This is a genomic window from Acetobacter sp. AAB5 (assembly GCF_050106715.1).
In the GTDB taxonomy this organism is placed as follows: Bacteria; Pseudomonadota; Alphaproteobacteria; order Acetobacterales; family Acetobacteraceae; genus Acetobacter; species Acetobacter oryzifermentans.
In genome coordinates, this window is record NZ_JBNIEW010000009.1 from 48,556 (window position 1) to 61,902 (window position 13,347).

12 protein-coding genes are annotated in these 13,347 nt (G+C 54.5%); 7 read left to right on the forward strand and 5 right to left on the reverse strand.

The features are described 5' to 3' along the window. Positions 1–110 precede the first annotated feature (110 nt). Entirely contained in the window at positions 111–1,979 is a 1,869-nt protein-coding gene (gene ilvD / locus ACP7IZ_RS09720; RefSeq protein WP_426848940.1) for a dihydroxy-acid dehydratase, read from the reverse strand. A gap of 264 nt (positions 1,980–2,243) precedes the next feature. On the opposite strand from ilvD, the gene pstC reads away from it, so the two are divergent. From pstC to phoU, 4 genes are read left to right on the forward strand one after another with little or no spacing between them, the layout of a single operon-like run. Next, on the forward strand, positions 2,244–3,227 hold the full coding sequence (gene pstC / locus ACP7IZ_RS09725; RefSeq protein WP_006115063.1) for a phosphate ABC transporter permease subunit PstC: 984 nt from the start codon (positions 2,244–2,246) through the stop codon (positions 3,225–3,227). A 2-nt stretch (positions 3,228–3,229) separates the two neighbouring features. After that, the gene (gene pstA / locus ACP7IZ_RS09730) at positions 3,230–4,105 is read left to right on the forward strand and encodes a phosphate ABC transporter permease PstA (protein WP_426848941.1); all 876 of its coding nucleotides are present in this window, start codon (positions 3,230–3,232) and stop codon (positions 4,103–4,105) included. Next, on the forward strand, positions 4,102–4,932 hold the full coding sequence (pstB, locus tag ACP7IZ_RS09735) for a phosphate ABC transporter ATP-binding protein PstB (protein WP_063354700.1): 831 nt from the start codon (positions 4,102–4,104) through the stop codon (positions 4,930–4,932). Before pstA ends, pstB begins: the two co-directional genes overlap by 4 nt. Positions 4,933–4,949: 17 nt before the next feature. Beyond that, complete coding sequence (phoU, locus tag ACP7IZ_RS09740; protein WP_006115060.1) at positions 4,950–5,666, forward strand: phosphate signaling complex protein PhoU; 717 nt, start codon at positions 4,950–4,952, stop codon at positions 5,664–5,666. 28 nt (positions 5,667–5,694) lie between these two features. Here phoU and ACP7IZ_RS09745 read toward each other — a convergent pair whose 3' ends face one another. Both ACP7IZ_RS09745 and ACP7IZ_RS09750 read right to left on the reverse strand, forming a co-directional pair. Further along, positions 5,695–6,567 (reverse strand): NAD(P)H-binding protein, encoded by an 873-nt coding sequence (locus tag ACP7IZ_RS09745; RefSeq protein ID WP_426848942.1) that lies wholly within the window; start codon positions 6,565–6,567, stop codon positions 5,695–5,697. Beyond that, entirely contained in the window at positions 6,567–7,898 is a 1,332-nt protein-coding gene (locus ACP7IZ_RS09750) for a hypothetical protein (RefSeq protein ID WP_063354698.1), read from the reverse strand. Before ACP7IZ_RS09750 ends, ACP7IZ_RS09745 begins: the two co-directional genes overlap by 1 nt. Before the next feature lie 206 nt (positions 7,899–8,104). Here ACP7IZ_RS09750 and rplM point away from each other — a divergent pair, with 206 nt between their 5' ends. Both rplM and rpsI read left to right on the forward strand, forming a co-directional pair. After that, positions 8,105–8,581, forward strand: coding sequence for a 50S ribosomal protein L13 (rplM, locus tag ACP7IZ_RS09755; protein ID WP_006115057.1), 477 nt, complete (start codon positions 8,105–8,107; stop codon positions 8,579–8,581). Positions 8,582–8,586: 5 nt separating this feature from the next. Then, complete coding sequence (gene rpsI / locus ACP7IZ_RS09760) at positions 8,587–9,075, forward strand: 30S ribosomal protein S9 (RefSeq protein ID WP_003624653.1); 489 nt, start codon at positions 8,587–8,589, stop codon at positions 9,073–9,075. Positions 9,076–9,142: 67 nt separating this feature from the next. Here the strand turns inward: rpsI and ACP7IZ_RS09765 are convergent, their stop codons facing one another. Continuing rightward, complete coding sequence (locus tag ACP7IZ_RS09765; RefSeq protein WP_426848943.1) at positions 9,143–10,735, reverse strand: S10 family peptidase; 1,593 nt, start codon at positions 10,733–10,735, stop codon at positions 9,143–9,145. Positions 10,736–10,919: 184 nt separating this feature from the next. On the opposite strand from ACP7IZ_RS09765, the gene ACP7IZ_RS09770 reads away from it, so the two are divergent. Then, positions 10,920–11,480, forward strand: a complete 561-nt coding sequence (locus ACP7IZ_RS09770; protein WP_426848944.1) for a hypothetical protein — start codon at positions 10,920–10,922, stop codon at positions 11,478–11,480. A 61-nt stretch (positions 11,481–11,541) separates the two neighbouring features. On the opposite strand, the gene ACP7IZ_RS09775 is transcribed toward ACP7IZ_RS09770, so the two are convergent. Next, complete coding sequence (locus ACP7IZ_RS09775; protein ID WP_426848945.1) at positions 11,542–13,299, reverse strand: DEAD/DEAH box helicase; 1,758 nt, start codon at positions 13,297–13,299, stop codon at positions 11,542–11,544. Positions 13,300–13,347 lie beyond the last annotated feature (48 nt).

Here is a 13,347-nt window from a genome sequence, read left to right on the forward strand (position 1 = left end):
ATATCATCTTTTTGAGGTGATATCCGGTCTGGATGAAACGGCAACAAAAAGCCCCGGTGGATTTTTTCCACCGGGGCTTTTTGTTGCTTAATGTGCTGAAAAGCTGCGTATTAACGCGGTGTCCGCCGCGTAAGCTGGCTTACGTCTCTTACGGCGCCACGGGCCGCGCTGGTGGTCAGGGCCGCATAGGCCTTCAGGGCGTTGGAAACCACACGGTCACGCTTAGGCTGCCATGCCTGATCACCCAGATCATCCATACGTGCCCGGCGGTCAGACAACTCGCTTTCCGGCACAGCTACAGCCAGTTTGCGGTTGGGGATATCAATTTCAATAGTATCGCCTTCCTCTACCAAACCGATAACCCCGCCTTCGGCTGCTTCAGGGGAGATATGGCCAATAGACAGGCCGGAGCTTCCGCCCGAAAAGCGACCATCTGTAATGAGGGCGCATTTTTCAGCCAGCCCTTTGGATTTCAGATAGCTGGTAGGGTAGAGCATTTCCTGCATGCCGGGGCCGCCTTTGGGGCCTTCGTAGCGGATCAACACCACATCACCGGGTTTGATCTTGTCGCCCAAAATGGCGGAAACAGCGGCATCCTGGCTTTCAAAAATACGTGCCGGACCAGAAAATGTTTCCAAGCCAGCGGCAACGCCTGCCGTTTTAACAATAGCGCCATCTTCGGCCAGATTGCCGTACAGAACAGCCAAGCCACCATCCTGATTATACGCGTGTGCACCGTTACGGATGGCACCGTTTTCCGTATCCATATCCAGTTCATGATACTGGCTGGACTGCGAGAATGCTTCTGTGGTGCGCACCCCGCCCGGAGAGGCGCGGAAGAAGTCTCGTGCTATGGTGTTGGTTTCAGCACCCGGTGCACGGATATCCCAATTTTTCAGGGCTTCAGGCAAGTTGGCGGCATGCACCATGGGCACATCGCGATGCAACAGGCCAAGCCGATCCAGCTCACCCATAATGGCCGGAACACCACCAGCGCGGTGCACATCTTCCATATGCACATCCGGGCGGGAAGGAGAAACCTTGCACAGATGCGGCACCTTGCGGGAAAGGCGATCAATGTCCTTCATTGTAAAAGGCACATCACCTTCATGGGCGGAAGCCAGAAGGTGCAGTACGGTGTTTGTAGAGCCGCCCATGGCGATATCCACGGACATTGCGTTTTCAAACGCATCCATTGTGGCAATGCTGCGTGGCAGCACGGAGGCATCGTCCTGCTCATAATAACGCCGGGCCATATCCACAATACGCTTGCCTGCTTCTACAAACAGGCCGCGGCGTGCGGAATGTGTGGCCACAAGGCTGCCATTGCCGGGCAGAGAGAGGCCCAGTGCCTCGGTCAGGCAGTTCATGGAATTGGCCGTGAACATGCCAGAGCAGGAGCCACAGGTGGGGCAGGCTGAGCGTTCAATAGCCAGCGAATCGGCATCGCTCACATTCGGGTTGGCAGCAGAAACCATGGAGGTCACAAGGTCTGCACGCTGTTCAATATCCGCCAATGTTACGCGCCCGGCTTCCATCGGGCCGCCGGAAACAAAAATGGTGGGAATATTCAACCGCATGGCGGCCATAAGCATGCCCGGCGTAATTTTATCGCAGTTGCTGATACACACCAATGCATCCGCGCAATGTGCGTTCACCATATATTCCACAGCATCGGCAATCAGCTCGCGCGAGGGTAGGCTGTACAACATGCCGCCGTGGCCCATGGCAATGCCATCATCCACCGCAATGGTGTTGAACTCACGGCCAATTCCACCAGCTTCTGCAATGGATTGGCACACAAGCTGGCCCATATCCTTAAGATGCACATGGCCGGGCACAAACTGGGTAAAGGAGTTGGCAACCGCAATAATGGGTTTGCCAAAATCGGAGTCTTTCATCCCGGTGGCACGCCACAGGCTGCGAGCGCCTGCCATGTTGCGCCCGTGTGTGGTGGTGCGGGATCTGTAACCGGCCATGGTGGGGTCTTCTCTCTGGTTTCTGTCTGCTGTGTGGTTCCGGAGCAATCTGGCTTCCGCCAGATATATGGGGGCTGCACATTAGACTACAAAGAAACTTCTGTCAGGCCGGGATTGTGGCCAGACCGCGGATAGTGGTTTTTCCTGCTACAGTTTTGTGACAAATCTGCTTTTACCCAGCTTTCTTGCGGGGATTATGTTGCAGGAGACGGAGGCGTTCAGTATTCCTCCTCGCATCCGGCGGACGTTCGGAACGGAGAGCAGATGGAAATTTCCGCAAGGCAGCCCCTGCCCGCAGCAAAAAAGAACCACCCAGCCGGAGGTGTTCGCACAGCAGATCCTTTCTTCAGGATGCTGGTGATAGCAACCGGTGTTGGTGTTCTGGTGGTGCTAGGGGCCATTATTGGTGTGATGGCAGTAGGAGGCTGGAAAGCCTTTGCTGTGTTTGGGCCTGAATTCCTTATATCTGCGGTGTGGAACCCCGTTACCCAGCATTTTGGGGCAGCGGCACCCGTTTTTGGCACCATTGTCAGCAGTGCGATGGCACTTGTTGTGGCGGTGCCATTGGCTTTTGGCACTGCATTCTGGCTGGCAGCCCTTGCGCCTCCGGCAGCGGCAGCTTTTATTGGCATGGCTGTGCAGCTTCTGGCTGCTGTTCCTTCCATTATCTTCGGGATGTGGGGCTTTTTTGTGGTGGTGCCGTTGGTGGCCCACTATGTGCAGCCTACAGCACGGCATCTGTTCGGGCATGTGCCTGGGCTTTCCGCGCTTGTGGCAGGCGCACCGTTTGGCACCGGCCTGTTCACTGCCAGCCTTATTCTGGCGATTATGATTACGCCTTCCATTACCGCCGTTATGCGGGACGTGTTTGTTTCCATGCCCACGGTATTGCGTGAAAGTGCCTACGGGTTGGGCGCAACGCGTTGGGAAGTTATGCGCAACGTGGTGCTTCCGTGGTCTCGGCAGGGTGTGATTGGCGCTGTTGTGTTGGGCATGGGCCGTGCCATGGGTGAAACAATGGCTGTGACCTTTGTTATTGGGGATAGCAACCATATTGGTTGGTCACTTTTTGCACCGGCCAACACTATTGCCTCTCTTATTGCTCTGGAATTTCCCGAAAGCCCGGCAGGGAGCCTGAAGCTGGCGTCTCTTATGGCGCTGGGGGCTATTCTGATGGCGATTTCGTTCCTGACACTCTGGTTCTCCCGCTGGCTTCTGGCCCGTGGGCAGAAAGCTGCGGGAGGTTAAGGATGGCCACATCACGTTCCCTGCTTCGGTCCGATCGCTCTGCCTCGCTTCTGTTGCGCAGGAAAGTGACCGACAGAATGGCAACCGGCCTGAGCTGGTTGGCCATGCTGATTGTTGTGTGTGTTCTGGGGTCCATTTTATGGACACTGTTTAAAAACGGGTTAGCTGGCCTAAGCATTAACCTGTTTACACATTCCATGGCCGCACCGGGCCAGAATGGCGGCCTGGCCAATGCCATTATGGGCAGCATTTTGCAAACCGGGCTGGCAATTCTGCTGGGCACGCCAGCAGGTCTGCTGACAGGTATTTATCTGGCAGAATACGGAACAAACAGCGTGCTGGCGCGCACGGTGCGCTTTGTTTCTGACATGCTGCTTTCTGCTCCATCCATTCTGATTGGCCTGTTCATCTATATGGTGCTGGTGGCGCCGCTAGGACATTTTTCTGGTTATGCAGGCTCTCTGGCCCTTGCCATTCTGGCCATGCCGATTGTGGTGCGCACAACCGAAGATATGCTTTATCTGGTGCCCGTTGCCATGCGTGAGGCCGGTATTGCGCTAGGGGCTCCAAAATGGCGGGTGATCCTGTTTATCTGCCTGCGCGCAGCACGTGGCGGCATTCTTACAGGTGTGCTGCTGGCTGTGGCGCGTGTGGCGGGTGAAACAGCACCGCTGCTGTTTACATCACTGGGGAATTCTGAGTGGTCTGTTGATATGAACCGGCCCATGGCCAGCCTGCCTGTGGCTATCTACCAGTATGCAGGTTCAGCTTATCAGGATTGGATGCAGCAGGCTTGGACAGGCGCGCTGCTGGTTACACTCGGTGTGTTGGTTATTAATATTGTGGTGCGGGTCGGAACCCGTGGAGGACGGACATGAGCATAGAGGTCCAAACGGAAACCGTTGCCGCAGAGCAGACAGTGACTGTTGCCGAGACAGAAAAAGATGCCCGCCCGATTGCGTTGCAAGTGCGGGATCTGAATTTCTATTATGGCAAGTCACACGCGCTGCACGATATTTCTCTTAATTTTCCCGAACGCAGCGTAACGGGTATGATCGGCCCTTCAGGGTGCGGTAAATCTACTCTGCTGCGTGTGCTGAACCGGATGTATGATCTGTATCCGGGGCAAAAGGCCACGGGCGAGGTGATATTTGATGGCCAGAATATTCTGGCTGCCGGAGTGGACCTGAACGTGCTGCGTTCACGCATTGGCATGGTGTTCCAGAAACCCACACCATTCCCCATGTCCATTTACGATAATATTGCTTTTGGCATTCGGCTGCATGAGCGTGTTTCCCGTTCAGAAATGGATGGGCGGGTAGAAGATGCTCTGCGGCGCGTGGCTTTGTGGTCTGAGGTGCAGGACAGGCTCAGCAGTTCTGCTACGGCTATGTCTGGCGGCCAGCAGCAGCGTTTGTGCATTGCCCGCACGATTGCCGTACGGCCAGAAGTTATTCTGCTGGATGAACCCACAAGTGCGTTGGATCCAGTTTCTACAGCCCGTATTGAAGAGTTGCTGGATGAACTGAAAACAGAGTTCACCATTGCTATTGTAACGCACAACATGCAGCAGGCTGCGCGGTGTGCGGATCAGGTCGCATTTTTCTATATGGGCAAGCTGATTGAAGTGGACAGCACAGCGCGCATGTTCACAACCCCGCGTGAACAGCAGACGCAGGATTATATTACCGGCCGCTTTGGGTAAGCAGAAAGGAACACGTTATGGGAAACGAACCCGCACATACCGTTACCCGATACGATCAGGAGCTTGATCGACTGCGTGGAATTGTTGCCCGCATGGGTGGCTTGGTAGAACGCCAGACCGCGCAGGCCATTGCCGCAGTAGTGGATCAGGACGAAGAAGCCGCTATTGAACCACCCGAACTGGATACAGAGGTGGATGCGCTGGAGCGTGAGGCAGAAATGCTGGCGATCCGCATTCTGGCTCTGCGCGCACCAATGGCGGTGGATTTGCGCATGATTGTTGCCGTTCTGAAAATGAGCGGTGATTTGGAACGCATTGGCGATTACGCCTCTAGTATTGCCCGCCGCGCCATGAAGGTGGAGCCGCTGGACGGTGCGTTTTCCTTTAGCCCGTTACGGGCAATGGCGCGTCTTGTTCAGGAAAATCTGCACAAGGCCATTGAAGCCATGGTGGAAAATGACAGCACCCGCGCTATGGAAGTGTGGAATGCAGATACCGCTGTGGATGAGCTATATACAGCCATGTTCCGTGAACTGGTCACGTATATGATGGAAGATCCGCGTAAGATCGGCCCATGTATCCATCTTTTGTTTGTTGCGAAAAACCTGGAACGTATTGGTGACCACGCCACCAACATTGCAGAGCGGGTTTACTACGCTGTAACCGGCAATATGCTGCCAGCAGTGCGCCCACGCGGTGGCGCTGCCAGAAAAGACACTCATAAAGAATCTTGATTGTATAAGATCATAAGGTTGGCGCGTATCAGCCTTTAAAGGTACGCGCTAATCCTTCCTGCAGATCTATGGGCTGCACGCCTAAAAAACGCTGCATTGGTGAAATATCGAAATTCTTGTTTTCAAGCAGGCGGCGAATTTCGTCTGGCCCGATTACAGGTAACCCCGGAATCCGAGAGGTTACATGGGCGCACGCCATCAGCAGTTTGGCAGGTAATGAAATAAATGGGCGCGGGCGTAATCCGCTGGCCTGTTCCACCAAAGTGACAAACTGTTTGTAGGTTACGGCGTTTTTTCCAGCAATAACAAGGCTGCGTGGGCCGTGCCATGTTTGTGCAAGTGCGGCCAGAATACTGGCGGTTACATCTCCCTGCCAGATAGGCTGCACCAAAGCTGTTCCGCCATTTGGTAAAGGGATAACTGGCAAAAAGCGTAGGAGTGCAGCTAGGCGCTGCACATTATTTTCACCCTGAGCGCCATAAATCATGGTGGGGTGCAAAATAATGCTGTCTCGCCCCGAAGCCATAAGGGCTTTTTCACCTAACAGAACGCCATTGCCATGTGCATCGGGCCAGTGTGTGAACTTACGTGTGCTGCCAAGGCATACCAGTTTGGCAGAAGCCGGTGCAGCGGCCAACAAGGCAGGGATATTACGCGCGTGCGCTGTGCAGACAATGCGCGTGGCATCTGCCAACACGGGTTTTAAAAGCTCGGTAGGGGCTGTCAGATCGGCAATGCGAATATTTTCTAACCCGTTAGCCCGGCTGGCGTTACGCACAACCGGGATGATGGGAATACCCTGTGCCAGCAAAGCCTGACACACAGCTCGCCCAGAACGGCCTGAGGCCCCAATAACATGAACCGGATCTGGCGCAGGCTGAAGTGTATAAAGAGGCAGCATTACGGCGTATGCAGGGAAAGGCCAACCTGCTGCGCAATTTGTGGTGCCACACCCACAGCCCCTAAAGATGCCAGAACTGTCATGAGTGGGAGCGGACGCTGCGGCTGGATATAAATATCCAACGGACCTTTTTCAGGGTGTAGGGCATAGGTAAGTGCTTGGGTCAAAATCGGGTTATTGCCCTGCTTGGTCTGTTCCTGCCATGTGGCCAGCATATCGTGCAGGTTCATGTTGCGGGCCTTGGCAGCCTGATCCAATATTTTAGGCACAAGCCCATGATCCATATAGTTCATGTGCATGTGTAAAACCTGCATATCTGCGTTTGCAGCCACAACAGCGTGGGAACCTGCTTGCGCAAAATCTCCATCCAAGTGCAGACGGCCCATTTGGGCAGCATCTATACTCAGTTCTTCAATATGCAGTTTGTCTGTTTTTAGATCATGCGTGTCGTTCAAAACCAGAGAGGCGTGTAGGCGATCATAACCCAGGGTGGGTAACCATGCGAGATTAGGCATGCTCGGCCAGAGTTCTGCATCCTGCACGCTGGAAACTTCCTGCTCAGCAGATTCGGATTTGCTGGAATGAGACAGAATTTTCACAGCGCGTAAAAGTGGGCTGTCGCCATCAATGGCAAGATGATCAATTTGGATATCGCGGGTGCCGTTGCGGGCAGTATAAGCCGCACCGGTTGTGAGGCTATTGTACAACCCAGCCAGATCTAGGCCATCAATGCCAACATGATCAGCAGAAACATGGCGGGCAGGGGGGACATCCGCAGAAAATTGCAGCTTTGTGGCCTCAAGGTGCGAGGCCATGCTTTCTCCAAAATCATCTACTGTAACAGTATCAGCAGAGATATCGGATTGCAGGCTATCAATAAACCCGTGCAGCTTTGTGGCTTCTGCATGTTGGATGGAAAGCGTATGGGCTGGCGTGTGCACGTCTTCCTTTACCGGAAGTGTAACGCCTTCCATGGCCAGCTTTGCCAGATGCAGGCTGCCCGCCGTATCTGCCATCTGAAAGTTGCGGAAGGAAAGATGCTCGATAAGCGGAGACTCGGAACCCTTGGTAACGGGTTTAGAAACCTCTGCTTCATCTGCCGTTATGGTTTCTGGCCCTTGGCGGAACACAAGGCTGGTAAATTTTACACTGCGCCCCAGCACACCGGGGGTGGCTTTTTTGTAGGTAAAAGAAGCATCAGGCCCCAAGGTTTGCCTAAAACGCTCTATGCTTTTGTCCAGCATAAGGTGTTCGGCATGGCGTGCACCAAGCCAACCAATGCCACCTAGAATGGCAATGCCGGAAATCATGACCAGAACGTTCTTCTTCACCCGTTGGAAATCCTACTGTTTCGGGACACAAAACCAGCTTTAGTGCATGGCGGAAGGGGCTGCAAGCGCTGATACGGTAACATGTTACCTATAGAAAACCCCCTGAAAATACAGACATCAACGCAAACAATGCTTGACGTTTTGTTTTAGGCACCGCATAAGGCGCCATCTTGGATACACAACTGTTCTAGTATGGAATCAGTGTCATGAAGACCACCCTCTCGCTGAAGCCCGCGGAGGTGACGAAGAACTGGATCCTGATCGATGCCGAAGGTCTCGCTCTAGGTCGTCTCGCCGTCATCATTGCCCAGCGCCTGCGCGGCAAGCATAAGCCTCAGTTTACTCCGCATGTTGATTGCGGTGACCACGTTGTTGTCATCAACGCGGAAAAAGTTGCCCTGACAGGCCGCAAGGCTGATCAGAAGCTCTTCCACTATCACACCGGTTACCCCGGCGGCATCAAGGAACGCACTGTAAAGCAGCGCCTTGAAGGCAAAAATCCGGGTCAGCTGGTTGAAAAAGCTGTGGAGCGCATGATCACGCGCGGTCCGCTGCAGCGTCAGCAGATGCGCAGCCTGCATGTTTATGCTGGTGCAGAACACCCGCATGCTGGCCAGAACCCCCAGCAGCTTGATGTTGCGGCCATGAACCGCAAGAACGTTGTTAACGTGCAGAAGGGCTGAGCAGAATGTCTGAAACTCAGGAACGTACAGGCACGCTGGCCGATCTGAAGACCGTGGTTCCAGAAATTGCTTCTGATGCCCCGGTTTATGAAGCCAAGCGTGACGCTCAGGGCCGCTCCTATGCAACAGGCCGTCGTAAGGACGCAGTTGCTCGCGTGTGGATCAAGCCTGGCAAGGGTGAAATCACCGTTAACGGTCGCCCGGTTGGCACTTACTTTGCGCGCCCCGTGCTGCGCATGCTGCTGACCCAGCCTTTCCTTGTGTCTGACCGTTACAACCAGTTCGATGTGGTTTGCACCGTAACGGGTGGTGGTCTGTCTGGTCAGGCAGGTGCTGTTCGTCATGGTATCAGCCGTGCGCTGACACATTACGAACCAGAACTGCGCAGCATCCTTAAGGCTGCTGGCTTCCTTACGCGTGACTCTCGTAAGGTGGAACGTAAGAAATACGGTCGCGCCAAGGCTCGTCGTTCCTTCCAGTTCAGCAAGCGCTGATCTGTCAGGAAAAACGGTTTACCGTTTGGCAAAAACGGGTGGGGAAGAAATTCCCCACCCGTTTTTTTTATGGTGTCATGAAAGTTTTGGCATCCTGCGCAAGTGCTGCGCGGCTGTCTGCCCGGATGTAAATCATATGTCCGCCGGGGTACGTGTGCAGGGCAATGCGGTTTCTGCCGACTGGAATATGCTCAGCCACCCAGCGGGATGAGGCAAAAGGGCAGACCAGATCATAATACCCGTTGGCAATAAAAACCCGCAGGGTTGGGTTAAGTGCCAGAAGGCGGCGAAGTGTTGGAATAGGGCGGACAATGGGGCTGCCACCATCCCGATAATCCCACACCTCATTCACCTTCATGTTCAAAAGTGAATAGCTCAGTGATGTGCGGAAGTTCAGGCTGGTTGCGGCATATTGCTCAAACGCGCTGCCATAGGCACGGGTAAAGCCATCCAGAATGGGGTCAGGGCTTGCACCATTTTCCACACCTTCGGGGAACGGGTCAGCAATAGAAAACGTGCCGTCATACAGAGAATAAAGCCGCCCATTGCGGCTGCGCACATCATGGGCTTCTGGTTGCAGCATGCCGCGTTCTTTTGCCACCGTTTCAAGCGGTATGCCGGAATGCGTGGCAACGTCTTCGTAAAAATCCTGCGCGGCGTTTCCGGCAAGTGGCGCGTTGGCCAATGTGCTCAGGTAAGGGCCAATAGCGTAATGGTATGCGCTATCCAAATGCCCCGCAGCGTTTTCTGGGGTCAGTTTATGTTGGAGCGCTAGTTGAGATGCTTCTAAGGAAGGCAGGACAAAGCTGGTTGCCAGAATATCGTTGGCCGTATCCAGCAATGTCATATCCAGTGCAGGTGAGATCATAATGATCCCATTCACCAGAATATTCTGATCCTGCGCTAAGGCGTCTGCCACCTCAATGGCGCGTAGGCCACCATAGCTTTCACCTACAAGATAGCGCGGAGAAATCTGGCGGTTATTGCTTTGTGCCCAAAGCTGAATGGCCTTGGCAAATGCGTGGGCATCTTGTTTGACACCATAAAATGTTTTGGCAGCTTTTTTGGTATCAGTGGGGATAGACCAGCCAGTGCCGGGGGCATCTATAAACACCAGATCCGCCGCAGCCAGCCAGCTTTCTGTGTTGGGGATAAGCTGGGCGTTGGCGCCGTCTGCCGGGTTGCCATTGGGGAAAGAAAGAATGGAGGGGCCAGCAGCGCCCAGATGTAGGTAAGCCGTGCCTGCGCCGGGCCCTCCGTTAAAGAAATAGGCAACAGGTCGATGTGCCGGATCTACGCCATCCTGCGTGTAGGCAACGTAAAAAACACGTGCGGTAGGTGCGCCATCATCATCCCGTAAAGTCAGGGTGCCGGTATGGGCTGTGTAGGAGATCTTTCGTTTATCAAAAATGCCAGTGTGATGTGTGATGGCATCTTGCGGCAGCAGGGCGGCTGCATTGTGGAATGTATCTGTTTGGATTTGCGCTGGGGCAGGCCCCGTTACCGGAGGAGCGGGCTTGGCGGGCGGTGGTGATGGTTCAGTTGCGGCTATGGCTGTAGTGGAGAGGCTAAGGGCAACAGCCAAAGAGCCAGCAAGCTTCAGCTTGTTAAAATTTGGCCATTTTGCCGGGTAGAAAACAGGTTTCATCACGATACGCATGATCCTCGGTTCTGTCGAAAATACTTACCGCTATGCTGCGTCTGCAATCGTGTTCTAGCAAGGGCCGGGGTGGACTATTTTTTGCCAGAATTACATGTCTAAAAATTCATCAACGCTCCGCTTCATGTGGACAGGATTGAAGAAAGAATAGGTTATTATGCGATTTGTTCAGAAATTTGCGGTGATGAGTTTATCTGTAGCAGCTCTGGCGGGTACGACATCTTTGGCACATGCTGATCCGTGTCTGTCTCTAACAGGTTGCTTACAGCAGGATGCAAAAGACCAATTGAATGCAACGCGTGACAGCGTGCGTAATGATGCAAATAATCTGACATCTGGTTTCAGAAATAGTGGTCAGGCTGCGCGGGATCAGGTGCGAAATAGTTGGAACAACAGCACCGAAGCAACACGTGAACAGCTACAGCAGCAACGCGACAATGTAACCAACGCGGAAAAGAATGTGCGTGACCGTTGGAACAACAGCGGCGAGGAAGCACGTGAGAAGCTGCAAGCTCAGCGCGATCGTGTAACCAACGCGGAAAAGAATGTGCGTGACCGTTGGAACAACAGTGGCGAGGAAGCGCGTGAGAAGCTGCAAGCTCAGCGTGACCGTGTAACCAACGCAGAAAAGAACGTTACAGATCGTTGGAATAATGCAGGGGAAAATACGCGGAAGGCTTGGAAAGCTCAGAGAGACCGGGTTTCTTCCGACCTTCGGGATGCAACCACTCTACCGCCTTTGTAAGGCTGGCTTAAAAGACATCAGGCCGCTGGAATGCGGCCTGATGAGTTGATGCGTATAAAGTTTATTTCGGCTTACGCTTACGGGAAGAATTACTTTTGCTAGCGCCTTCCCGACGTGGTGCAAAAGAGCGACCACCTTTTGGTTTCCGATCAGCATAGGCTGGGCGAGATCCGCCACCACCACCACCTTTGCGGGGTGCTGCTGCGGGTTCCACTGTAATTTCATCCGGGTCCGTAGCAGAGGCGCAAGATGCAAATTGCTCGGCTTTATCTGGAGAAATTTCAACCAGTGTATGGTCCTGCGTGATACGGATAGACCCGATATCCTGCTTTTTAATGTTCCCCAACCGGCACAGCATAGGCACCAGCCATTTGGGGTCTGCCCGATCTTCACGACCAACAGAAAGACGGAACCATTTGCCATCCATGGCAGGTGCGCGTTCTCTTTCGCGCACAGGGCGGTTGGGATCACGCTCACGCGGGGCAGCACGGCGTGCATCTGGCGTGAGCACCCGCACGGAAACAGGGGCCGGCAGGCTTTTATGCCACAGGCCAACAAGGGCCGCTCCGAGCTGTTCTGGTGTGTGTTCGGCAGCTAGGCGACCGATCAGCGTTTGTGTTTCTGCATCTTCTGGTGCTGGAGCAGAAAGGAATGGCGCAGCCAAAAGGCGTTCGGCATCCGCAGTAGCAATAGCTGCCGGAGTAGGGGCGCCGCTCCATTCTGCGGTTACCTTGGCGGCCTGAAGCAGACGTTCTGCCAATCTTCTGCGTGCTGGCGGTACCAGCAGTACACAGGTGCCTTTTTTGCCTGCGCGGCCTGTACGACCGGAGCGATGCAGCAAGGTTGCGGGATTGGAAGGCAGGCTGGCATGGATAACCAACCCCAGATCTGGAATATCAATACCGCGAGCGGCCACGTCTGTTGCCACGCATACACGGGCTTGGCCGTGGCGCAGGCTTTCTATGGCGCGGCTACGTTCATTTTGTCCCAGATCACCTGAAATGGCGACGGAGGAAAAACCGCGCTCTGTCAGAATCGCCTGCAACTGGCGTACAGCTTCACGCGTATGGCAGAACACGATGGCAGCGGAGGATTCCATTAGCCGCAGCACGTTGACAACCGTGCCTGCCATATCGCCCTGTTCTGTCAGAACGGCGCGGTAGGTAATATCGGCATGGGGGGTGTTTGTCCCCACCGTGTCAATGCGCAGGGCATCCTGCTGATAGCGGCGTGCAAGGGCTGCAATATCGCGGGCAATGGTTGCGGAAAACAGCAGGGTACGCCGCTCTTTGGGCATGGCGTCCAGCAGGGTTTCCAGCTCATCACGGAAGCCCAGATCAAGCATTTCGTCTGCTTCATCCAGCACCACGGCTTTCAGGTGTGAAAGATCAAGTGCACCACGGCGCAGATGGTCACACAGGCGGCCTGGTGTGCCCACAACAATGTGGCAGCCAGAGGCAAGGGCGCGGGCTTCCTTGCGGGGTTCCATGCCACCAACGCAAGAAACAATCCGTGCGCCGGTTTCGGCGTACAGCCATTCCAGCTCACTGCGTACCTGCAAAGCAAGTTCACGCGTGGGGGCAATAACCAGAGCAATAGGCGCGCCAGACGGCACGCAGCGGCCTGCATCATTCAGTAGCAGGTCAGCCAGCGTTAGGCCGAAAGCAACAGTTTTGCCAGATCCGGTGCGGGCTGAAACCAGCAGGTCGCGATTTTTGGCATCATCGGCCAGAACGGCGGCCTGAACAGCGGTAGGAGCAGTAAAGCCACGTGCAGCAAGAGCACGAGCGAGAGGGGCAGGAGCATTCTGAAAAGGCATACAATCCGGATCCGGGCAACGGGAATAGAAATGCGAGATAAAGGTTCC

What these genes read in the sequence shown, in the direction of transcription:
- ilvD (WP_426848940.1), bottom strand. Translation starts at nt 1,979, where the DNA reads ATGGCCGGTTACAGATCCCGCACCACCACACACGGGCGCAACATGGCA.
- pstC (WP_006115063.1), top strand. Translation starts at nt 2,244, where the DNA reads ATGGAAATTTCCGCAAGGCAGCCCCTGCCCGCAGCAAAAAAGAACCAC.
- pstA (WP_426848941.1), top strand. Translation starts at nt 3,230, where the DNA reads ATGGCCACATCACGTTCCCTGCTTCGGTCCGATCGCTCTGCCTCGCTT.
- pstB (WP_063354700.1), top strand. Translation starts at nt 4,102, where the DNA reads ATGAGCATAGAGGTCCAAACGGAAACCGTTGCCGCAGAGCAGACAGTG.
- phoU (WP_006115060.1), top strand. Translation starts at nt 4,950, where the DNA reads ATGGGAAACGAACCCGCACATACCGTTACCCGATACGATCAGGAGCTT.
- ACP7IZ_RS09745 (WP_426848942.1), bottom strand. Translation starts at nt 6,567, where the DNA reads ATGCTGCCTCTTTATACACTTCAGCCTGCGCCAGATCCGGTTCATGTT.
- rplM (WP_006115057.1), top strand. Translation starts at nt 8,105, where the DNA reads ATGAAGACCACCCTCTCGCTGAAGCCCGCGGAGGTGACGAAGAACTGG.
- rpsI (WP_003624653.1), top strand. Translation starts at nt 8,587, where the DNA reads ATGTCTGAAACTCAGGAACGTACAGGCACGCTGGCCGATCTGAAGACC.
- ACP7IZ_RS09765 (WP_426848943.1), bottom strand. Translation starts at nt 10,735, where the DNA reads ATGCGTATCGTGATGAAACCTGTTTTCTACCCGGCAAAATGGCCAAAT.
- ACP7IZ_RS09770 (WP_426848944.1), top strand. Translation starts at nt 10,920, where the DNA reads ATGAGTTTATCTGTAGCAGCTCTGGCGGGTACGACATCTTTGGCACAT.
- ACP7IZ_RS09775 (WP_426848945.1), bottom strand. Translation starts at nt 13,299, where the DNA reads ATGCCTTTTCAGAATGCTCCTGCCCCTCTCGCTCGTGCTCTTGCTGCA.